The 20,050-nt window shown below is 44.0% G+C and carries 20 protein-coding genes; 18 read left to right on the top strand and 2 right to left on the bottom strand.

The genetic code is table 11. The features are described from left to right. Positions 1-2 precede the first annotated feature (2 nt). From nrfE to FKN08_RS06410, 12 genes are all read left to right on the top strand, one after another. On the top strand, positions 3-1,907 hold the full coding sequence (nrfE, locus tag FKN08_RS06465) for a heme lyase NrfEFG subunit NrfE (RefSeq protein WP_170891598.1): 1,905 nt from the start codon (positions 3-5) through the stop codon (positions 1,905-1,907). Beyond that, entirely contained in the window at positions 1,885-2,418 is a 534-nt protein-coding gene (locus FKN08_RS06460) for a DsbE family thiol:disulfide interchange protein (RefSeq protein ID WP_170891597.1), read from the top strand. The genes nrfE and FKN08_RS06460 overlap by 23 nt, the downstream gene beginning before the upstream one ends. Further along, positions 2,405-2,815, top strand: coding sequence for a heme lyase NrfEFG subunit NrfF (gene nrfF, locus FKN08_RS06455; RefSeq protein ID WP_005394762.1), 411 nt, complete (start codon positions 2,405-2,407; stop codon positions 2,813-2,815). Before FKN08_RS06460 ends, nrfF begins: the two co-directional genes overlap by 14 nt. Positions 2,816-2,961: 146 nt before the next feature. Then, complete coding sequence (locus FKN08_RS06450; protein ID WP_005394761.1) at positions 2,962-3,138, top strand: hypothetical protein; 177 nt, start codon at positions 2,962-2,964, stop codon at positions 3,136-3,138. Positions 3,139-3,354: 216 nt separating this feature from the next. Next, entirely contained in the window at positions 3,355-4,011 is a 657-nt protein-coding gene (ribA, locus tag FKN08_RS06445; protein ID WP_005394759.1) for a GTP cyclohydrolase II, read from the top strand. Positions 4,012-4,187: 176 nt separating this feature from the next. Then, positions 4,188-5,450 (top strand): imelysin family protein, encoded by a 1,263-nt coding sequence (locus FKN08_RS06440; protein ID WP_005394757.1) that lies wholly within the window; start codon positions 4,188-4,190, stop codon positions 5,448-5,450. Between the two features lie 97 nt (positions 5,451-5,547). Further along, positions 5,548-6,930, top strand: coding sequence for a di-heme oxidoredictase family protein (locus tag FKN08_RS06435; RefSeq protein ID WP_170891596.1), 1,383 nt, complete (start codon positions 5,548-5,550; stop codon positions 6,928-6,930). A gap of 10 nt (positions 6,931-6,940) precedes the next feature. Then, positions 6,941-7,978 carry an imelysin family protein gene (locus FKN08_RS06430; RefSeq protein WP_170891595.1) on the top strand — a complete coding sequence of 346 codons (1,038 nt, stop codon included), beginning with the start codon at positions 6,941-6,943 and terminating at the stop codon, positions 7,976-7,978. Beyond that, positions 7,959-9,041 carry a DUF1513 domain-containing protein gene (locus FKN08_RS06425; RefSeq protein ID WP_170891594.1) on the top strand — a complete coding sequence of 361 codons (1,083 nt, stop codon included), beginning with the start codon at positions 7,959-7,961 and terminating at the stop codon, positions 9,039-9,041. Before FKN08_RS06430 ends, FKN08_RS06425 begins: the two co-directional genes overlap by 20 nt. Before the next feature lie 141 nt (positions 9,042-9,182). Then, the gene (locus FKN08_RS06420) at positions 9,183-10,724 is read left to right on the top strand and encodes a L,D-transpeptidase family protein (RefSeq protein WP_046876195.1); all 1,542 of its coding nucleotides are present in this window, start codon (positions 9,183-9,185) and stop codon (positions 10,722-10,724) included. 166 nt (positions 10,725-10,890) lie between these two features. After that, positions 10,891-11,439, top strand: coding sequence for a DUF882 domain-containing protein (locus FKN08_RS06415; protein ID WP_048625700.1), 549 nt, complete (start codon positions 10,891-10,893; stop codon positions 11,437-11,439). Between the two features lie 95 nt (positions 11,440-11,534). Further along, on the top strand, positions 11,535-12,191 hold the full coding sequence (locus FKN08_RS06410; RefSeq protein ID WP_048625699.1) for an MBL fold metallo-hydrolase: 657 nt from the start codon (positions 11,535-11,537) through the stop codon (positions 12,189-12,191). An 18-nt stretch (positions 12,192-12,209) separates the two neighbouring features. Here the strand turns inward: FKN08_RS06410 and FKN08_RS06405 are convergent, their stop codons facing one another. Continuing rightward, entirely contained in the window at positions 12,210-12,875 is a 666-nt protein-coding gene (locus FKN08_RS06405; protein ID WP_048625698.1) for a DUF2982 domain-containing protein, read from the bottom strand. A gap of 273 nt (positions 12,876-13,148) precedes the next feature. Here FKN08_RS06405 and FKN08_RS06400 point away from each other — a divergent pair, with 273 nt between their 5' ends. The 6 genes from FKN08_RS06400 (at position 13,149) to FKN08_RS06375 (ending at position 19,150) form a co-directional block, all read left to right on the top strand. Then, positions 13,149-13,553, top strand: a complete 405-nt coding sequence (locus FKN08_RS06400) for a hypothetical protein (RefSeq protein ID WP_005394736.1) — start codon at positions 13,149-13,151, stop codon at positions 13,551-13,553. Between the two features lie 413 nt (positions 13,554-13,966). Further along, positions 13,967-15,058: a TRAP transporter substrate-binding protein gene (locus FKN08_RS06395; protein ID WP_170891593.1), complete on the top strand. Its 1,092-nt coding sequence runs from the start codon at positions 13,967-13,969 to the stop codon at positions 15,056-15,058. 115 nt (positions 15,059-15,173) lie between these two features. Then, positions 15,174-15,713 carry a TRAP transporter small permease subunit gene (locus tag FKN08_RS06390; protein WP_170891592.1) on the top strand — a complete coding sequence of 180 codons (540 nt, stop codon included), beginning with the start codon at positions 15,174-15,176 and terminating at the stop codon, positions 15,711-15,713. 12 nt (positions 15,714-15,725) lie between these two features. Then, positions 15,726-17,012 (top strand): TRAP transporter large permease subunit, encoded by a 1,287-nt coding sequence (locus FKN08_RS06385; RefSeq protein WP_170891591.1) that lies wholly within the window; start codon positions 15,726-15,728, stop codon positions 17,010-17,012. 151 nt (positions 17,013-17,163) lie between these two features. Then, entirely contained in the window at positions 17,164-18,519 is a 1,356-nt protein-coding gene (locus FKN08_RS06380; protein WP_005394729.1) for a cache domain-containing protein, read from the top strand. Further along, positions 18,512-19,150, top strand: a complete 639-nt coding sequence (locus tag FKN08_RS06375) for a response regulator transcription factor (RefSeq protein WP_005394727.1) — start codon at positions 18,512-18,514, stop codon at positions 19,148-19,150. Before FKN08_RS06380 ends, FKN08_RS06375 begins: the two co-directional genes overlap by 8 nt. A 40-nt stretch (positions 19,151-19,190) precedes the next feature. Here FKN08_RS06375 and FKN08_RS06370 read toward each other — a convergent pair whose 3' ends face one another. After that, positions 19,191-19,667: a MarR family transcriptional regulator gene (locus FKN08_RS06370; RefSeq protein ID WP_031780419.1), complete on the bottom strand. Its 477-nt coding sequence runs from the start codon at positions 19,665-19,667 to the stop codon at positions 19,191-19,193. Positions 19,668-20,050 lie beyond the last annotated feature (383 nt).

The following is a 20,050-nucleotide window of genomic DNA, read 5'->3' as shown; positions in this document are numbered from 1 at the left end:
AAATGGAGGCTGAGCTCGGTTTCTTTTTGTTGATATTGGTGGCTGTCGCATCGACATGTGCGACGCTGCTGCATTGGGTTTGCTTTACGCTGAGTAAGAAGGGAGTGTTGCCACACCAAACCGCAACGTCTCATATTATCAGCTTAGCCTCCTTAGTTTGTTTGGCGCTTTTGATAGTCTGTTTTATTCAGGATAATTTTGCGCTTGAGTATGTGGTTACACACTCGAACAGTCAGTTACCTATCGCGTTTAAGATTGCAGCTGCTTGGGGCGGCCATCAAGGGTCTATGTTGTTTTGGGTGGTTACGTTGAGCTTATGGGCCTCTTTTATTGCTATCAAGTCGCCAGTTTGCACTCAATATACAGGCGATTGCTTGGGTATCATGAACTTACTTATTGCTATGTTCGCTTGGTTTACCCTCACCACGTCCAATCCTTTTGAGTATGCTCAGACGCTAGCGTTGGAGGGACGAGATCTCAATCCGATGTTGCAAGATATCGGGCTTATTATTCATCCACCGCTGTTGTATTTGGGTTACGTTGGTTATGCCGCGATACTGGCGTTCGCTTTAGCTGCGTTATTAGCGAAGCGACCTATAAATGAATGGTATGGTGTTGCCCGTAGTGCCGCTTTCTTTGCTTGGGGTACGCTAACAATTGGAATTTTGATCGGTTCTTGGTGGGCATACAATGAATTAGGTTGGGGCGGGTGGTGGTTTTGGGACCCGGTAGAAAACGCGTCTTTGCTGCCTTGGTTAGTGGGTACCGCACTACTGCATAGCGGTGTGTTGTCGAAGCGTAATAAAGGAGCAATTTGGAGCACCTACGCATTGGCTTTTGCGACATTCAGTTTAAGTATTCTCGGCACATTTGTGGTGAGATCGGGTGTATTAACCTCAGTACACGCGTTTGCGGTTGATCCAACCAAAGGTGTAGTACTTCTTGCTGTTCTCAGCGTTTTGGTGGTTGTCACTTTTGGTGTGCTCATTGTGCGAGGGCTACATATTCCTCGTTTTACGCTCGATTCGTTAATAAGTCGTGCCTACATGGTATACATCGCTATTGGACTTCTCGTTGTTTGTATGGCGATTGTTTTCCTCGGTACCTTTTACCCAATGCTCTATCAACTGCTTGGCTTGGGTAATATATCCGTTGGGGCACCTTACTTTAACAGCCTCGTTTTTCCCCTTACATTACTTGCTCTGACCTTTCTCGCCTTTATGCCCGTGTTGAAGTGGACGAAAGGAGCCAGTCCTCATGCCGTTAAAACCATTGGGTTTGTCGGTATTCATGTTATTGCGGTTAGTACTATTTTCGTTTTTACTACAAAAGAGCTTCATATAACGACTTTGATTACTCTGGTATTAGCGACGTGGGTAGTGGTTTCTCATTTGCTTTTGCTGTTTTATGCAGAAAACAAGAGCAAATTAATGCCTATGCTTCTTGCTCATATTGGCTTTGCGTTGGCTGCAAGCGGAGCAGTATTTAATAGTGACTATTCGTATGAATACAACTTACGGGCAGAGCCTGGTAGCTCGTATCAAAAAGCGGGTATCACCGTTGATTATCATGGAATTGAATGGTTAGTTGGGCCGAACTACACCGCAGAACAGGGAAGTGTTGATCTTTATTTGGAGAGCGGTAAGGCGTTGAACTTTCAACCCGAGAAACGGCATTACCCTGTACGCGTGATGAATATGACCGAGCCCGCTATTCGATCACTATGGCATGGAGACTACTACATCACTTTGGGTGACAAGCTCGACAACAGCGCCTACGCAATTAAAGTGCAATATCGCGCGGGCATATGGTGGATATGGTTTGGTGGCGCTTTAATCGTAATAAGTTCTTTGGGGAGTATGATGAATCTAAGGGGAAAAGGTAATGAGATCGAAAAATACGCTTAAACTGATCGTTCTCATATTGCTAGTTGCGATTTTTTTTGTCACCGCGACATTGGCATTATCCGATAGACCAAACGTAGAAATACAACAAAATCGTGTGTTATCTATCCCGGATTTTACCGCTTACTCACTCATTTCAGGCAATCGAATCACCGATGCAGTACTAGAAAATCAAGGTTATGTGCTATTGAATGTTTGGGCGTCTTGGTGTGGGGTTTGTAAACAAGAACATGATGATTTGCTCAACTTAGCTCGACAAGGTGTGCCCATCGTTGGTCTTAACTATCGAGATAAAGAGAGCGCGGCTAAACGCTATTTGAGCTCTTCACACAATCCATATACCGAAGTTATATCCGATCCTAATGGGCAACTGGCGCTTGAACTTGGTGTAATAGGAACACCTGAAACTTACTTAATTGATCAAAATGGCAATGTTTTGATCAAATATAGAGGTAAGTTAACAATAGACAAATGGAACTCGTTATTTTCGGGGTATTTTAATGTCTCACTTTAAATATGCTTACTTCATTATTGTTTTGTTTTCTTTGTGTTCTTCTTGGGTCAAAGCAGAGCAAATTACGCAGCATGTTGATCTGTTTGAATTTCATTCCGTTGAACTGCAACAAAGAGCAAATGCATTAGCCAAGGCTTTGCGATGCCCACAATGTCAAAACCAAAACCTTGTTGAATCTAATGCACAAGCCGCTAAAGATTTAAGATTGAAAGTGTACTCGATGGTAAACGAAGGAAGTACGGATCAAGAGGTAAAAGATTATTTGGTTCAGAGATATGGGAATATCGTTTTGTATCAGCCACCATTTAATTATTCGACAGCAGCGTTGTGGATCTTTCCTCTATTACTTTTGATCTTTTTTATCCTATTTTCGATCAAAATGATAAAGCGTCAATAATGTGACCACTATTCCACTATGGGAAATAAATCGTGCAGATAACAAACAGAATGTTATCATTTTTCCGAATTTATGAAGATTCCAGTATAAAGAAAATCAACGATTTGAGCTGGAGAAGTAATAAAAGAACTAAGTAGGTGCACGCAGTGGATTCAGTTATATTACAGTTAAAAAAAGACTTTTATTCGCAGATTCGTGCATTGCAAACCTCGAAACTGCCTCAAGTTACATCGTCTCTTGCCGTATTAACCGAAGAAGAAATTCAAGAACTCGAAGCGGTATGGATAGAGCTTACTGTTTGGAAACGTAGCCAAACACATTAAATCATCACCCCTACATGCAACTCATTATCAACCCCAGACAAAATTTGTCTGGGGTTTTTTATTGTAGTTTTTCAAAATTGTTATACTATAACAATTCGTCAGCGCGGGGAGTTGTTCTCTTTGGCTGTCTTTAGGGGATAACTGCTCTCAATTGTGATCTCTATATTGAAAAATGCGGTATCAATCCCCATAGTTGAAGAGCAATGAGTGAATCCCATGAATGCAATAACGAAAACGCATCAAGCGCATCAAGCAATAAATCGAGTGAGTATAGATATGGCGGAAGTACGTGCCAGAGTAGATTTTAAAGTCGGGGCTAAAAGTAATATCGATGCTGAAATCCTGTCTTTTCGTGGCCTGAAGACAGATAAAGAGCATGTGGCAGTTATCTTTAGGCAAGCGGATCAAACGCAAGAAACGCCTTTGGTGCGTATGCATTCAGAATGTCTTACTGGTGATGTTTTTCACTCATCCCGCTGTGATTGCGGCGAGCAATTAGAAGAAACCATTCAACGCATGGGCGAATCTGGCGGTATTATTTTATACCTACGTCAGGAAGGTCGTGGTATTGGTCTATACAATAAGATTGATGCGTACCGTTTGCAAAGCCAAGGTATGAACACCTATGAAGCAAACAACCATTTGGGTTTTGACGATGACCTTCGTGATTTCACTGAAGCAGCGCAAATGCTCGAAGCATTAGGTGTGAGTAAAATTCGCCTTGTGACCAACAACCCTAAGAAAATCCGTGAATTAGCAGAATACGGCATCGAGATTGTTGAGGTTGTCAATACCTCTGCACATATTAAAGATGGTAATGAAAGCTACCTAAAAGCAAAAGTTTCTCATGGTAAGCACAATCTAAAATTCTGATTTTATTTATTAAATTATCAGTTTTGCATGTTAAAAGCCTCACAATGATGAGGCTTTTTTTGTATCTAGAGTTGAAAATAAATTGTAAATTTGTATTATCTCGTGACTAATAGTGCAAATAAGAATAATTAGCACTACGAATAAAACAAATAAATTGCTCAACAAGGATGCTTCAGATGAATGCAAAAACAGTTTTAGTCCAATCTATTGCTGCATCACTCCTCATTGCCAGTGGTTCTACCGTTGCTGCCCAAGTAACGAAACAACAAGTCGTTGAACATTATGCAGACGTTGCACATGCAGTCTTTGCTGACTCAGTGACAACGGCGAAAACGCTCGACGTAAAAATCGACGAATTTCTAAAATCGCCATCAGCGGATAAGCTTGAAGAAGTAAAACAAGCGTGGCTAGACTCTCGCGTTCCGTACCAACAATCTGAAGTATTCCGTTTTGGTAACGCGATTGTTGATGACTGGGAAGGGCAGTTAAATGCCTGGCCACTTGATGAAGGCCTAATTGACTACGTGGCGACAGATTACCAATATGAACTCGGTAACGAAGGCGCAGCTGCAAACATCATCGCAAACACCAGTTTACAGATTGGTGCTTCTAAACTAGACGTTGCAAAAATTACTCCAGAATTGCTAGCGGATCTCAACGAAGTAGGTGGTTCTGAGGCAAACGTTGCGTCAGGTTACCACGCGATTGAATTCTTACTTTGGGGTCAAGACCTAAACGGCACAAACGCAGGCGCAGGTCAGCGCGCTTACACAGACTTCGTTGTCGGTCCTGAGTGTACGAATGGTCACTGTGACCGTCGTGGTGAGTACCTAAAAGCGGCAGCCGATCTACTGGTTCAAGATCTTGAGTGGATGGAAAAACAGTGGTCTGCGGAAGTGAAAGGCAACTACCGTGAAACGCTTCTTAATGATTCTGCGGATAATGGCCTACGTAAAATGTTGTTCGGTATGGGGTCATTGTCTTTAGGTGAGCTTGCTGGTGAGCGCATGAAGGTGGCGTTGGAAGCAAACTCGACAGAAGATGAGCACGATTGTTTCTCAGACAATACGCACAACTCTCATTACTACAACGAGCAGGGCATCTATAACGTTTACACAGGTCTTTACAAGCGTGAAGACGGCACATTGCTTTCTGGTCCGAGTATTGCTGACCTAGTGGCTCAAAAAGACAAACAAGCAGCTAAAGAGATCCAGAAGCAGTTTGATGTTACGCGTAATCAAGTTGGTAAATTGGTTACGTCTGCGGAGAAGAATAACCAACACTTCGACCAGTTAATTGCAGCGGGTAATGCACAAGGCAACACGTTAGTGAATGACACCATCATGTCATTGGTTGCTCAAACCGGTTCAATTGAACGTGCTGCGGGTATCATTGGCATTGATAGCCTAAGCCCTGATACTGCAGACCACGAGTTTTAATCAAAGTACAAAAAATAATTGAAAGGGCTCGTTTGAGCCCTTTACCGTTTTAACTCGCTGTTATCCCACCCCTCTTGTTGTGTTTTAGAGCAATGATATGAAGCCTTACTTAATTTCGGCCTTGGCCGTGATCTTTTCTTCTACTGCTATCGCGTATGATGTGAAATCTGGTGGACAAACGAGCGTCAAAAAAGAAGGCGCCAACGCGTATTCTCTTCCTGCCGCGAACCTTCCTATGAGTAAACGTCTTGATTTTAGCGTAGGCAATAGTTTTTTCCGCAACCCTTGGGTACAAGCGCCAGCGTCTACCGATGCCAGAGATGGTTTGGGACCTCTTTTCAATACAAATGGTTGTCAAAACTGCCACATCAAAGATGGTCGTGGTCATCCTCCAGAGCAAAATGATTTGCATGCGGTGTCCATGTTAGTGCGTTTGAGCATCCCTGCGATGACGTCAGAACAAAAAACAGCGTACATCAGAGACGGCGTTATACCTGAGCCGACTTATGGCGGCCAGCTCCAAGACTTTGCCCTGCAAGATCAAATGCCAGAAGGAAAAATCGAAATCACGTACACCGATGTGCCAGTGAAGTTTAAAGACGGCACGACGGTGACACTAAGAAAACCTCATTTGAATATTACCGATCTAGGTTACGGCGATATGCACCCTGATACGGAATTTTCAGCGCGTGTTGCACCGCCAATGATCGGCCTTGGTTTGTTAGAGAGTATTCCTGACGAAACGCTACTTGCATGGGCTGATGCACAAGATGCCAACAAAGATGGCATCTCAGGTAAAGTAAACAAGGTTTGGGATATTGAGAAGGACGACTTCTCAATTGGTCGTTTTGGCTGGAAAGCCGGACAACCGACGTTAATGCAGCAAAATGCAGCAGCATTCAATGGTGATGTGGGTCTGACGAGCCATTTATTCCCCAATGAAAACTGTACCTCGAAACAAAGTATTTGTGACGACATGCCAAATGGCGGTAAACCAGAAGTGAGTGAAAATATTCTCGACTTCGTTGAGTTTTACAGCCAGCACTTAGCCGTACCTATTCGCCGAAATATGAACAATCCTAGCGTGAAACTCGGTCAGAAAATCTTTGCGGCTTCTGGCTGTGAAAGCTGCCATAAGACCAGTGTCAAAACGGCGAAGCGACCAGAGTTACCAGCGCTTTCTGAGCAGCTTATCCATCCATATACAGACATGCTTCTGCATGACATGGGTGAAGGTTTAGCCGATAACCGTCCTGAGTACTTAGCAAACGGCCGTGAATGGCGAACGGCACCCCTATGGGGCATTGGTTATACCGAAGAAGTAAACGGGCATAGTTACTTCTTACATGATGGCCGCGCCCGTAATCTGATGGAAGCGGTATTGTGGCACGGCGGTGAAGCGGAAACGGCCAAACAAAACGTGCTAGCACTGAACAAAAAAGAACGTGATGCATTGATTGCGTTTCTGAATTCTCTATAAGGAAGCAACCATGAAAAAAACACTGTTAGTGAGTGTGATTACCGCAACGTTAAGTTTGGTTGGTTGCCAATCGACCATCGGTTCGAGCTCTGCCAAGCCTGAGAGTACAAGCCATATTTCTCAAAGCGTGTACGAGGTCGAGTTTCAATCAGCTCAGACGTTCTTAGCGCAAACCACAGAGCTTGAACAACGCTTCGCAGATTACTGCGCTTCAGAGTTGAAAGATGATGCACAAGTAAAACAGCAATGGCATCAAACTATGCTTGCGTGGATGGCATTACAAGGTCAAGAACGTGGCCCTGCTACGGCGTTGGAGCAAAGTTGGAATATCCAGTTTTGGCCAGATAAAAAGAACACCACTGGCCGAAAAATGTCTGTGCTGACGAAATCTGACCAAGTTTGGAGTGCGGAAAAGATCTCCACGCAAAGTGTCACTGTGCAAGGTTTAGGTGCGCTCGAATGGCTGCTTTACGATAAAGCGTCGACCTTATTTAGCAACAGCAATACCTGTACGACAGGTGTTGCAATTGCTGAAAACCTAGAAAACAAAGCGCAGATCATCGCAGACTCTTGGGCACAAAATCCTTGGAAGTCGTTAGAGATGACGGAATGGAAATCTGAGTACATTTCGCTGCTCTCTAATCAGCTTGACTACAGCATGAAGAAGTTGAGTCGTCCATTAGCGAAGATTGGTAAGCCTCGCCCGTATTTTTCAGAATCGTGGCGTTCAGAGACCTCACTTTCAAACTTAAAAGCCAACCTTCAAGGGATGGAAGCGTTGTACTTTGCTAACGGAAATGGCCTAGATGCGCTACTAAGAGAGCAAGGCCATGCAGATCTCGCTGACCGTGTTGTTCACCAGTTTGAAATGGCGTTGGAAACATGGCCTGAAGATAAGAGTTTGTTCACGGCTTTACAAAGTAAAGAAGGCTACCGCATGGTACTCGCTCAATACAACAAGCTAGAGCAATTGAAGTACTTGATTCACGAAGAAGTGGCGATTGAGCTTGGCGTGGTTATAGGATTTAATGCAACCGATGGTGACTGATCAAACCCGCCGAACCTTACTGAAAGCCGCTCTCTTTGGTGCGGCCGTACCTATGATGCCATTTGGTTGTACTTCAACACGTTCACGTCAACCAGCGTTGATTGGCTGCTCAATCATCGGCCGAGATAAATACACAGCGGTAGTGGCCGATGAGCATGGTATGCCGCTATCTTCGTTGCCGATTCCTGAGCGTGGTCATGGTGTGGCGACCAACCCACAAGGTCACGCTGTGGTCTTTGGTCGTCGACCGGGTACTTTCTTCATGGTGTTTGATTATCGCTCTGAGCAGATGATCAAGCTGCAGCTAGCAGAACCGGATCGCCATTTCTATGGTCATGGTGTTTACTCCCATGACGGTATGTTGCTATTTGCTACAGAAGGGGAAAGGGGCACAAGCCGTGGGATCATCGGTGTTTATGATGTGCAAAAGCAATATCAAAAGATCGATGAGTTAACAGGTTTTGGCCTCGGCCCTCATGAAGTGATCATGATGCCTGATGGCGCATTAGCGATTGGCGTCGGTGGCGTACACACCAACGGCCGTGAACCGCTCAATCTAGATAGCATGAGACCAAGCCTGAGTTACCTTTCACAAGAAGGTGAGCTGTTGGATCAAGTCTCTTTACCAGATCATAAGTTGAGCATCCGTCATTTAGCGCATGATGGTGCAGAGACGGTACTGTGTGGTCAGCAATATCGTGGAGAGCCGGATGAATACCCAGCTTTACTTGCGATGCACACTCGTGGAGGCGTGATGCAATCTTTGCATGCGGAACCCGAAGAGTGGGCGAGATTTAATCACTATGTCGCGAGTATCGCGGCGACGGATGAATGGATCCTTGCGACTTCTCCTCCGGGCAGTTGTTATGGGATATGGTCCAAAGCTACAGGTAAGTTGGTTGAGTTAAGTGCTTTGCCAGATGCATCGGGAGTAGTGACGTATGGAAAGGAATTCAGGGTCAGCTCTGGTGCTGGCAAAGTGGTTGAGCAAAGGCCAACAACACATAAAAGCGCTTCTTTTAGTGGTGTTCAATGGGATAACCATTGGTCAAAGATTGTTTGAACCCAAATAGATAAAGAAACTTGATGTTAATTTCGACATCAGATTCTTAATTTTAAACCTGCAAGCTGTGAGATATTTGCCATACTTTTCATTATGGCAAGTAGCGCAAGGATCGTTTCAGTGTTTGCTAGGGTTTTAATCATGACGGCACTTATGGTGCCGTTTTTCAGCTTTTCTACCGTCGTTTCTCTCGAAGCTTCTGCACAAACAGAGCAAGAGGGAGCGGTACAAAAGCTGTCTGTCGAAAAAATGATCCATTATCCAGAGGTGATTGACCAGCTTTATCAAAGTACCAATTACCGTTTGAACTGGGAAAATGAAAGCGATATTGAGCAGTTTCTTTTTCAAGTAAACTTGGTTGCTCTTGCTGGCGTCACGGACGAATTCGAGAATCAACTCCATCGTATAAACCAAGTTCGATGGCAGGGAGATAACCTCGACTTTGATTTGGTGATGACAGATTCACTGTTGATGTATCTCAGCTATCTCGAGCAGCTCCCTGAAGAAGGTATCAATTGGTTATTTGCTAACAAAGCCCACGTGATTTTACCTGCTCCTAGCATCGATACTTTGTCCGTACTGAGTAACGAAATTACGGTTGGCAAACTTGGTCAATTCTTAGCAAGTCTTCGTTCTCCTTTACAAACGGACGAAGCTTTTTATTCCGCTTACTCCTCTTTATCCGAGCATGCTCAGTATCAATACCCACTCTATGAACAAACGGGCCTCGCCCGTGTTGGTGACCAATTAGAAAATAAACCGCTTCTGATTGAGCGTATGGAAGTGGTTGGTGTGGATGTATCGTATTTAGATATCACGACCCAACAGTATGATGAAGAATTAGAGTTAGCGGTGAAAGAGTTTCAGCGTATTCATGGCTTGAAAGAGGACGGGGTGATTGGCCCGAATACCATTCGATGGATCAACTTTTCTCCTCAAGAACGATTGCATCTATTGGCGCTGAACTCAGAACGTTCAAGGATTTGGTCCAAAGACAGAGATAATGTTGTCTTTGTAAATGTACCTGGATACGAAGTAACGTATTGGCACGATGGTCAACCGTTGTTCGAGTCTAAAGTTGTGGTTGGCAGAGCCTCAAGAAAAACACCAATCATGTCGGGGACTCTTGACTCCGTCATTCTCAACCCCACATGGAATGTGCCATGGACCATAATGGTGAAAGACATCATTCCTAAAGTGAAACGTAATCCGATGTATTTGATTAACCACAACATTCAAATCATCCGGTCTTGGACTTCAAACGAAATTATTGACCCTACAACCATCAATTGGGCGACGGTGAATCCGAGAACATTTCCTTATCGTATGCGACAGGCATCGGGATTACACAATGCATTGGGATTGTATAAGTTTAATATGCCAAACCCCCAAGCTATCTATTTGCATGATACGCCAAGTAAAAACTTGTTCGAACGAGATAGACGCGCATTCAGTTCCGGGTGTGTCCGCGTTGAACATGCCGACCAACTGGCGGAGCTCTTATTCAAAACTCAGGGACTAGAAGAGCGCTTAGCGAAAAAACGGGAAAGTACGCGTCGCTCTAACACGTCGGTTCCTTTAGGAGAACGCATCCAAGTGCACATTATTTATCAAACCGCATGGCTAGAAGAGGGAACACTTTACTACCGAGATGATATCTATAAATACGATCACCGTAGTTGAAATCTTTAAATAAAATTTACAAAACTAAGAATCTTCTGTTTGTTCAATAATTAAGCGTTAATCGCCACATCTTAAAATTAGGGTGGAGCGATTTATGCATTTGACGTGACAAATGTGTTTGGGTAATGTCCGCGACTTGTTTAGTTGTTGAGCATTGTTTTTTGAAATGGTAAGTCGTAATTTTTCCCGCCGAGATTTCCTTAAAATGACCGCTGGTGGCGTAGTATTGGCATCTGCCTTGCCATCGATTTCATGGGCTTCATTCCCCGACGAGCCACGTGAGTTGGCGATGAACAACCTTAATACTGGAGAGCTCCTCGAAACATGCTATTTCGATGGTAGACGCTATCTTGATGATGAACTAAAAAAGCTGAATGAGTTTTGTCGTGATCACCGTCGAAACGAAGTTCATCCGATGGATCGACGCTTGTTCGATCAAATCAGTCAGATTCAAAAGCTGATCGGTACAGATGCAGAAGTCATTGTAATTTCTGGGTACCGTTCGCCTTTGACCAATGCGTCTCTGCGCAAAGGGGCTAGCGGAGTGGCGAAGAAAAGTCTTCACATGGAAGGTAAGGCAATAGACTTCCGTCTTGATGGAGTGAAATTGTCTACTGTACGCGATGCAGCAATTAGCTTGAAAGCTGGTGGTGTTGGGTATTATCCAAGTAGCAACTTTGTCCATATCGATACAGGTGCTGTGCGCTCTTGGTAAGTCAATAGCAAGCCTCAGCAGGTCTTGAAGTCGCATGGGGTTAGTGTCATAGTTGCGCCAGTTTTAACGCAAATTTGTTTGGTAATAGGTTTTCTATGGCTCTGAAATACCAAGTTGTCCCAGTGACATCTTTTTCTCAAAACTGTTCTATCGTGTGGTGTGATGAAACGATGAAAGGCATCGTTATTGACCCAGGCGGTGACGAAAAGCAACTTGCTATGCTCATTAAAGAGCTTGGCATCGAGATCGTCAACTTGGTGCTAACCCATGGTCACCTAGATCATGTTGGCGGAACAGAGCCGCTGGCTGCAATGCTTGGTGGTACTGAGATCATTGGTCCTCATAAAGCGGATAATTTTTGGCTACAAGGTCTAGAAGGGCAAAGCCAAATGTTTGGTTTCCCATTGACTGAAGCTTTTGAACCGCATCAATGGCTAAATGAGGGTGACACTGTCACATTTGGTAATCAAGTATTAAAGGTATTCCACACACCAGGTCATACCCCTGGTCACGTTGTTCTTTATAGTGAAGAAGCGCGATTGGCGTTTGTGGGCGACGTATTGTTTAACGGTAGCATTGGCCGAACTGACTTCCCACAAGGTGATTTCAATACCTTGATTAGCTCTATCAAAGAGAAACTGTGGCCTTTAGGCAATGATGTCACGTTTGTCCCTGGTCACGGCCCTCAATCGACTTTCGGTCACGAACGTAAAACTAACCCGTTCGTTGCTGACGAGATGCCGCTTTACTAAAAGCGCGTGTAGTAAGCATTATTCTGGCTCGGCGGCAGCTAAGTATCGCCGAGTCAGTCCCACAAAATCCTCTGCTTCACGATCTAGGTCACTGGCTGATATAAACAGATCGTAGCCGTAAAATCCTCTTTGATATTTCATACGGTTGGCGAGCATCGCCAGCAAGCCTTTATACTCAACCCCGTTGCTGTTTATGTATGGCTTAGGATCAAGCACCATATCTTCAAACTTTTCTTCACACTGATTCTGCTTCGCACCTAAATAAAGTAGTGCGCGTTGGCTAAGGAGAATTTCTGTCGCTATACGAGGGCAGATCGAATCCAAATAAGGTGAGTAGTGTTTTAGACGAATACCAATCCAAGGTAGCGGCTGATGCCACCCTTCCTGCTGGTAGCTACAAATCCCTATTGACTCAATATTTCGCCATCGGACGACCCATCCGCCTTTAAAAAGATGTTGTTGGAAGTGAGAAGCTGTCAGCGTAAAAGTGACTTGGCTTTTTTTGATCATCAAGATGGCGAAACCAACAATTGCAGACATCAAAATGACCGACAACATGGCTTGCTTCCATCCCGGAGAAATGACAACCAAAAACAGGGTTATCAGTGCAACGAGCAACAAAAGTATTCTGTTGATAGGGGAGTCGGGTTTGAAATGTGAATTTGTTAGGTGCAGCGTTTCCATGCTTATAACCTCATCGAATACTTGATCAAAAATGCGTGGATGACTAAATGTGCATTGACTTGCATTTGAAATAAAAGAAACCTCTGTTTTTATACCCAGTATTCAATAAATCCGTTCATAAAATATCTGATTAAATAGTAGACGTTCTATGCTTTGAGCGCATTTTTCATCGCGTTTCGCCGCTAAAACCTACAAATTGCTTGTGAATTTTGGTATAAAACGCGCTTCAAATTTTCATCCCTGCTGAGATGCAGTGAACTGGAGAAATATTCAATGAGACTTGCTCATAAGCGTAAAGTGCAGATGAAACTGCAAAAACGCATTAAAGCGACAGTAGCAAACTTAGCTGCAGCACCTAAAGCAGTGAAGCCTGTTGCCGAAAAAGCAGTAGCACCTTCTGTTGCTGAAAAAGCTGTTGCGGAGAAAGTAGTAGCTGAGAAAAAAGTAGCTGCAGTGAAAACAGTTGATGTTGCCCTTACTCCTAAGCAACAACAAGTATTAGACATCGTTGTAGCAAATGCTGAAGGTATCAACCCTAAAGGCATTGGTCTAGCTGCAGGTCAAGAAGATACTAAAGCGGCATCATGGGCTACTGGCGCACTGAAGAAGCTTCTTGAAGAAAACCTAGTTCAAAAAGAGCAGTTAGCAGGTAACAAAGTTATCTATAAAGCAGTTTAATTACCGCTACCGTTCTAGCTTGAATACCTCGGCCAATGCCGGGGTATTTTTTTATCTTCGTATTGAAAATAATCCATTAGGAATTAATTTTAACGCTGCCAATAAGTGCTTTGTCACATTTTCTTAAATACTATGTAAATTTTTTGGCAGAGAAGTACGTACGTATCATTTTCTTTTTACATCGTTAAGGGAAAAGTAACTCATTAATTTTATGATGGTTAAACTTGTTGCATAACGGCTGTCCTACGTAGTTATACGTAATACCTAAGGCTAATGTCTTATTGATGAATTACTCGCTTCCGTGTTCATGCCCATTTCGCATTCGACAACATTGTTACATCTTTTATACCGAATACAGCCAATCCTAATGAAATGGATGACAACAATAACCTTGGTGATAAAGGACGTGAACGATGAGTCTAATCCAAAAATCTTTAAAACGAGTACTCAAAACAACCGCTGTCGTTGCCGCGATGACATTCGTTGTGACTTCTGCAAATGCTGCTGAAAAAGTCTATCGTTTAAAGCTTGCTGAAACTTGGGGACCTAACTTCCCGATTTTTGGTGATGCGACAAAAAACATGGCAAAAATGGCAGAGGAGATGTCCAACGGGCGTCTACAAATCCGTATTGATTCCGCAAACAAGCACAAAGCGCCTTTTGGGGTGTTTGATATGGTTAAGTCTGGCCAATACGACATGGGCCACTCGGCGTCTTACTACTGGAAGGGCAAGGTTCCAAACACACTTTACTTCACTTCTATGCCTTTCGGTATGCTACCAACTGAGCAGTATGCGTGGTTTTACTACGGCGGTGGTATGGATCTGATGGAGAAGGTGTACTCTCCACATAATTTGATGTCTTTCCCTGGCGGTAATACCGATACTCAGATGGGCGGGTGGTTCCAGAAAGAGATCAAGTCCGTCGAGGATTTGCAGGGTTTGAAAATGCGTATCCCAGGTTTTGCTGGTGAGATTTTGGCAGAGTTAGGTGCAAAACCAACGAATATCGCCCCTGGTGAGCTATATACCTCTCTAGAGCGTCGCACAATTGATGCCTTGGAGTGGGTTGGTCCATCATTGGACTTGCGCATGGGCTTCCACAAAATCGCGCCATACTACTACACAGGTTGGCATGAGCCAGCAACTGAGCTTCAGTTCCTTGTTAATAAGCGTACTTGGAACCGTCTACCTGATGATCTAAAAGCGATTTTGCAAGTAGCAATGAAAACCGCCGCTTACGATATGTACACGCAATCGAAACACGAAAGTGGCAAAAACTGGGCATCTATCAAATCTGAATACCCAAATGTTGAAGTCAAAGACTTCCCGCCTGAAGTAGTGACTGCATTACGAGAAGCAAACGACCGTTTGTTGAAAGAGCACGCAGAAAAAGATGCTTTGGCGAAAGAAATTCAAGAGTCGCAAGCGAACTACATGAATCAAGTTCGACCTTGGTCAGACATTTCACACCGAGCTTACTTAAACAGTCAAGCTCAACAATAACGTTATGATGCAGGCGACGCCGAGAGGTTTAGCCTGCGAACGAAGCCCAAGAAAACTTCATAATGAATGCTCCGCACCATAGCGGAGCGTATCCAAACGTTCCACGGAGTTCGGAATGAGAAGTCTTATTTATATTGAGCGATTATTTAACCGCTTTAGCGATTGCCTCGGATGGTTGTCCAGCATCCTGTTTATTTTATTGTTGGTGAATGTGGTTTACGACGTTGTGATGCGATATGTATTCAACGATGTGTCCATTGCATTCCAAGAAATGGAATGGCATCTATTCTCCGCCGTATTTCTGCTTGGTGTGCCATACGCGATTAAGTCTGGTGGCCACGTTCGCGTCGACATTTTTTATGAACGCTTATCTTACAAAGCACAATCCATCATCGACATCATAGGCACGCTATTTTTCTTATTCCCTTTTTGCCTACTGGTGGCTTGGTTTGGTGTCGATTTCGCCAAAGAAAGTTACGCGCTAGGCGAGACGTCTGGTGACCCAGGCGGATTGCCATATCGTTGGATCATCAAGGCGATGATTCCGCTGTCATTTTTCTTTATGGCAGTCAGTGGCATTGGACTGCTGCTGCATTCGATCAACAAGATTGTTAACCCTCATCTTATCTATGCCGGTAATAACGGTAAGTCGTAAAAGGAAGTCATTATGATCGGTATAGTGATGTTTTTTGTCGCGCTCTTTGCGCTTTTATTAGGATTCCCCGTTGCCTTTACTTTTGGCGGTATTGCACTGATTTTTGGTGTTTGGGCTGAAGGCATCGAGATGTTTGCTTTCATGCCATATCGTATTCAATCCATTATGGAAAATACGGTGCTAATGGCCGTACCATTGTTTGTCTTCATGGGACTAGTACTTCAGAAGACGAAGCTTGCAGAGCAACTGCTTGAGTCAATGGGACGTCTGTTCGGCGGCGTCCGTGGTGGTATTGCCATTTCGACAGTATTAGTTGGCGCATTACTTGCCGCGTCAACGGGCGTAGTCGGCGCATCGGTTGTTGCGATGGGGTTGATCTCACTCCCTGTGATGCTTAAATACAATTACGACAAAGGCTTGGCGTGCGGGACTATTTGTGCGTCTGGTACCTTGGGACAAATTATCCCGCCTTCTATCGTGTTGATCTTGTTAGGGGATGTACTCGGCGTTCCGGTCGGGGACTTATTCCAAGCTGCAATCTGGCCCGGTATCACGCTCGTCGGCGCCTATGTTATCTACATTCTTATTTACGCGAAGTTGAATCCTCAAGCAGCGCAGTCGATAGAGCGCGATGAGTCGATCAGTCGAAAGCAAGAAGTGTTCACCGCGCTGAAAGCCGTTTTACCGCCACTAGCACTGATCATTGTGGTATTGGGCTCCATCTTTGCAGGGATTGCAACGCCAACAGAGTCAGCGGCTCTGGGTGGTGCTGGTGCGATAGTTCTGTCGTTACTGTATAAGCAGTTTAGTTGGTCGATGATTTATGATGCATCGAAAGAAACCGTTAAAGTAACCGCAATGGTCTTTGCTATTTTGCTAGGTGCAACCGCCTTCTCAATGGCATTTACCTACACTGGCGGTGATTATCTAGTCGAAGAGTGGATGTTAGAATTGCCTGGAGAAAAGTGGGGCTTCCTCATCATTACCATGGTGGTGATTCTGATTTTAGGCTTCTTTATCGACTTCGTTGAAATCTGCTTTATCATCGTGCCAATTATTGCGCCGGTCGCTGAGTTGATGGGTATCAACATGACGTGGTTTGCGATTCTTATCGCAATGAACTTACAGACGTCATTTCTAACACCGCCATTTGGTTTTAGTTTGTTCTATCTAAAAGGCGTCGCACCAGCAGGTGTCACTACGCGAGATATTTACAAAGGTGTGATGCCGTTTATCGCGATTCAAATTGTCGTGTTGGCTTCTTTGCTGTTCTTCCCTGGCTTTTATGGCATGAGTTGATCACTCGATAATAAAAGAGATTTTGTGAACTGAGAGTTTTTACCTTTTGAGACAAGTTGTTAAGCTGCTATTTATGTCTAGGCGGACGAAGTCGAGTTATTTGTGCTGCTAAGATAGTGAGCTGTAAAGCAGCGTTTCATGGAGGAAAGGGATGCCTCTCAAAGCAAAGTTAATTCTGCTGACATTGATACCCGTGGTATTGGTGTCAGCGAGTATCAGTTGGATTTCTATCTATCAAACCAAGACTCTTGGCAAAAGGGAGGTAGAGATCTTTCATCAAAACCTGATCCAATCAAAAGAGGCGGCGTTGAAAGACACGGTCGACGTCGCCTTTGACTCCATTTCTTATATCTACAATGATCCAACCTTAGAAGAGAGCGTTGCTAAAACACGCGTGAAAGCGATTTTAAACCGTTTAAGCTACGGAGCAGACGGCTACTTTTTTGCTTACGATAAATATGGCACCAACCTTGTACATCCTGTTCTTCCAGAGCTAGTCGGGGAGAACTTACTCTATCTTGAAGACGAGAATGGCGATCGTCTAATCGAAGCTTTGTTGTATCAAGCTCAATCAGGTGGTGGATTTCATCAGTACCTGTGGCAAAAGCCATCTACGGGTGAAGTCGTCCCAAAGCTTAGCTACGCCGCATGGCTCGATAAGTGGGAATGGATGATAGGGACAGGGCTCTATATTGAGGACGTCAGTCAAGAAGTCGCCAATATGCGTGCTGCGGTGAACAAAAATATCGAAACGACTTTTTTCTCGGTCGTCGTGATCTTAGCGGTGACAGTTGCTGTAATTATCGTTCTCACTTTGGCGATCAATCTGCATGAACACCGTCTTGCCGATAAAAACCTTAAAGAGCTGGCACATAAAACCGTCATGTTTCAAGAGGATGAGAAAAAACATCTAGCGAGAGAGTTGCATGATGGAATCAACCAGTTGTTAGTTTCTAGTAAATGTCATTTGGATTTAATGAGTCATAGACTGGAAGACGAAAAACTCAAATCCCATTTAGATAAATCGCAACGCTCATTGGTCACCGCGATAAATGAAGTAAGGCATATTTCTCATCAACTTCGCCCTAGCGCCCTTGATGATATCGGCTTAGAGGCGGCACTGACCACTTTACTGCAAGACTTTCACTCTCACTCTGGGATTGATATCGAGAGTAATTTTGATACTCAGCAGTACAAACTGACGTCGGAAGTCGCGACGACCTTGTATCGTGTTGCTCAAGAGTCTTTGAACAATATCGAAAAACACGCAAGAGCGAAAAAAGTGACGGTTACTTTGCAAAAAATGGGCAATATGCTGCAATTACTCATACGTGACGACGGTGTTGGCTTTGTGGTCAACCAAGCAGTGCACCAACAAGGGATTGGATTAAGGAACATGCAAGAGCGTGTAGAGTTCATTGGTGGTGAGTTTGAACTGATGAGTGAGCTTGGTTTAGGAACAGAGATTACCGTGCTGCTTAATTTGGATGAATTAGTTTATGGATAAACCGATTAGTGTGGTGATTGTTGATGATCATCAAGTGGTCTTAGATGGCTTCATGGCTCGCTTGGAGTTAGAGCCTGACATTGAAGTGGTCGGTACGGCAAGCAATGGGCTGGAAGCGATTGAAGTCGCAAAGCACCTTCAGCCTGATGTCATCTTGATGGACATTAGCATGCCGATAATGAACGGTATTGAAGCGACTGGGGTAATTAAAGAAGAGCGACCAGAGAGCAAAATACTTATGCTGACCATGCACGATAACCGTGAATACATCATGAAGGTCATGCAAGCTGGCGCAGTAGGGTACATGCTCAAGGAAATCTCGGCCGAGAAAATGGTGCAAGCAATAAAAACGGTGAATCAAGGTTCAACGTATTTCTGCGAGTCTGTCACACAAACGCTTTTTACCCAAGAGGTGGTGCCAGCCACTCAAAAAACGAATCCACTTAGCCGCAGGGAAGAAGCGGTGCTTAAATTAGTCGCTCAAGGAAACAGCAGTAAGAAAATCGCCACACTACTTAACATTAGCTACCGAACGGTAGAGACGCATCGCCACAACATTAAGCACAAGTTGGATTTACATTCGACGGCGGAGCTAGCGAAATATGCGTTTGAAACAGGGTTAACGGAGTAGGAGAGTAGTGCCCGCAAAAAGCGAGCACGTGAGAGCGAAATTAATCGACTTTTGTAATGCTGCCAAGCTCTAGCATTGGAGCGACATCGATATCCTCTGCATTCATCATTGTTGAGATGCGTTGAACGGAAGATAGCAGCAGAGACTGCTCCCATTCTTCCAATTTTTGGAATCGATTAATGAAGTGTTCCTGCAATGGCGTTGGTGCTTGCTTTAGGGCTTCTTGGCCTTTGCTCGTAAGTACAGCATGCACTTTACGCTTGTCTTGAACACTGCGTTGACGCTCAACAAACTGGCCTCGTTCTAGTCTATCTAGAATGGTCGTTGCGGTCGCTTGGCTCATGTTAGTGTGGCTAGACAACTGTTTAATCGTTACGTTATCTAACTCATTGATAGCACGCATCAAAATCAACTGTGGAGCGGTCAATCCAGACTCTTTGCTCAGCTTTTTAGAATGTAAATCAATAGCGCGGATGATCTGACGAATCGAGACCAATACTTCTTCGTACTTTTCCAATTTATTCATCCAGTCTGTAGGGAACATTTATCGAGGCGACACTAACTTAAATGCGCCCTTATTTAAAGGGGTGGAATCAAAAATTACCACTACAATTTTAAGTAGTGTCTCCAATTTCATTTTGTCGCGTCGTGTAGACAAAATAAGAAGACTAAAATTATTATAGCAATAAATGTTTGTGGTCTAACTATTGCGGTAGTGGTTTATCCTTTTAAAGGCGGAAATTGCTGAGTGAAAAGTAAGTTATTGGATTTTTTCATAGCAAAAAGATAGACAAAAACGTGTCAAATGATAGGATCTTGCGCCTTCACGGAATGTAAAACGTATCGTGTTCGAAAGATTTTTTTGTTTGGTACGTAAAAACAGTACAAAAATAGAGAGGA

Origin of the sequence: Vibrio sp. 1-2 (7-a) (assembly GCF_013048515.1) — a bacterium.
GTDB lineage: Bacteria > Pseudomonadota > Gammaproteobacteria > Enterobacterales > Vibrionaceae > Vibrio > Vibrio diabolicus.
Note: the sequence above shows the minus strand (reverse complement) of the source record. Positions and strands in the feature narration are given on the sequence as shown.

Bases quoted from the DNA above. Each gene is read 5' to 3' on its own strand.
- FKN08_RS06435 (WP_170891596.1), top strand. From the start codon at position 5,548: ATGAAGCCTTACTTAATTTCGGCCTTGGCCGTGATCTTTTCTTCTACT.
- ribA (WP_005394759.1), top strand. From the start codon at position 3,355: ATGAATGCAATAACGAAAACGCATCAAGCGCATCAAGCAATAAATCGA.
- FKN08_RS06460 (WP_170891597.1), top strand. From the start codon at position 1,885: ATGAGATCGAAAAATACGCTTAAACTGATCGTTCTCATATTGCTAGTT.
- FKN08_RS06420 (WP_046876195.1), top strand. From the start codon at position 9,183: ATGACGGCACTTATGGTGCCGTTTTTCAGCTTTTCTACCGTCGTTTCT.
- FKN08_RS06375 (WP_005394727.1), top strand. From the start codon at position 18,512: ATGGATAAACCGATTAGTGTGGTGATTGTTGATGATCATCAAGTGGTC.
- FKN08_RS06410 (WP_048625699.1), top strand. From the start codon at position 11,535: ATGGCTCTGAAATACCAAGTTGTCCCAGTGACATCTTTTTCTCAAAAC.
- FKN08_RS06400 (WP_005394736.1), top strand. From the start codon at position 13,149: ATGAGACTTGCTCATAAGCGTAAAGTGCAGATGAAACTGCAAAAACGC.
- FKN08_RS06380 (WP_005394729.1), top strand. From the start codon at position 17,164: ATGCCTCTCAAAGCAAAGTTAATTCTGCTGACATTGATACCCGTGGTA.
- FKN08_RS06425 (WP_170891594.1), top strand. From the start codon at position 7,959: ATGCAACCGATGGTGACTGATCAAACCCGCCGAACCTTACTGAAAGCC.
- nrfF (WP_005394762.1), top strand. From the start codon at position 2,405: ATGTCTCACTTTAAATATGCTTACTTCATTATTGTTTTGTTTTCTTTG.
- FKN08_RS06430 (WP_170891595.1), top strand. From the start codon at position 6,941: ATGAAAAAAACACTGTTAGTGAGTGTGATTACCGCAACGTTAAGTTTG.
- FKN08_RS06390 (WP_170891592.1), top strand. From the start codon at position 15,174: ATGAGAAGTCTTATTTATATTGAGCGATTATTTAACCGCTTTAGCGAT.
- FKN08_RS06385 (WP_170891591.1), top strand. From the start codon at position 15,726: ATGATCGGTATAGTGATGTTTTTTGTCGCGCTCTTTGCGCTTTTATTA.
- FKN08_RS06405 (WP_048625698.1), bottom strand. From the start codon at position 12,875: ATGGAAACGCTGCACCTAACAAATTCACATTTCAAACCCGACTCCCCT.
- nrfE (WP_170891598.1), top strand. From the start codon at position 3: ATGGAGGCTGAGCTCGGTTTCTTTTTGTTGATATTGGTGGCTGTCGCA.
- FKN08_RS06395 (WP_170891593.1), top strand. From the start codon at position 13,967: ATGAGTCTAATCCAAAAATCTTTAAAACGAGTACTCAAAACAACCGCT.
- FKN08_RS06440 (WP_005394757.1), top strand. From the start codon at position 4,188: ATGAATGCAAAAACAGTTTTAGTCCAATCTATTGCTGCATCACTCCTC.
- FKN08_RS06415 (WP_048625700.1), top strand. From the start codon at position 10,891: ATGGTAAGTCGTAATTTTTCCCGCCGAGATTTCCTTAAAATGACCGCT.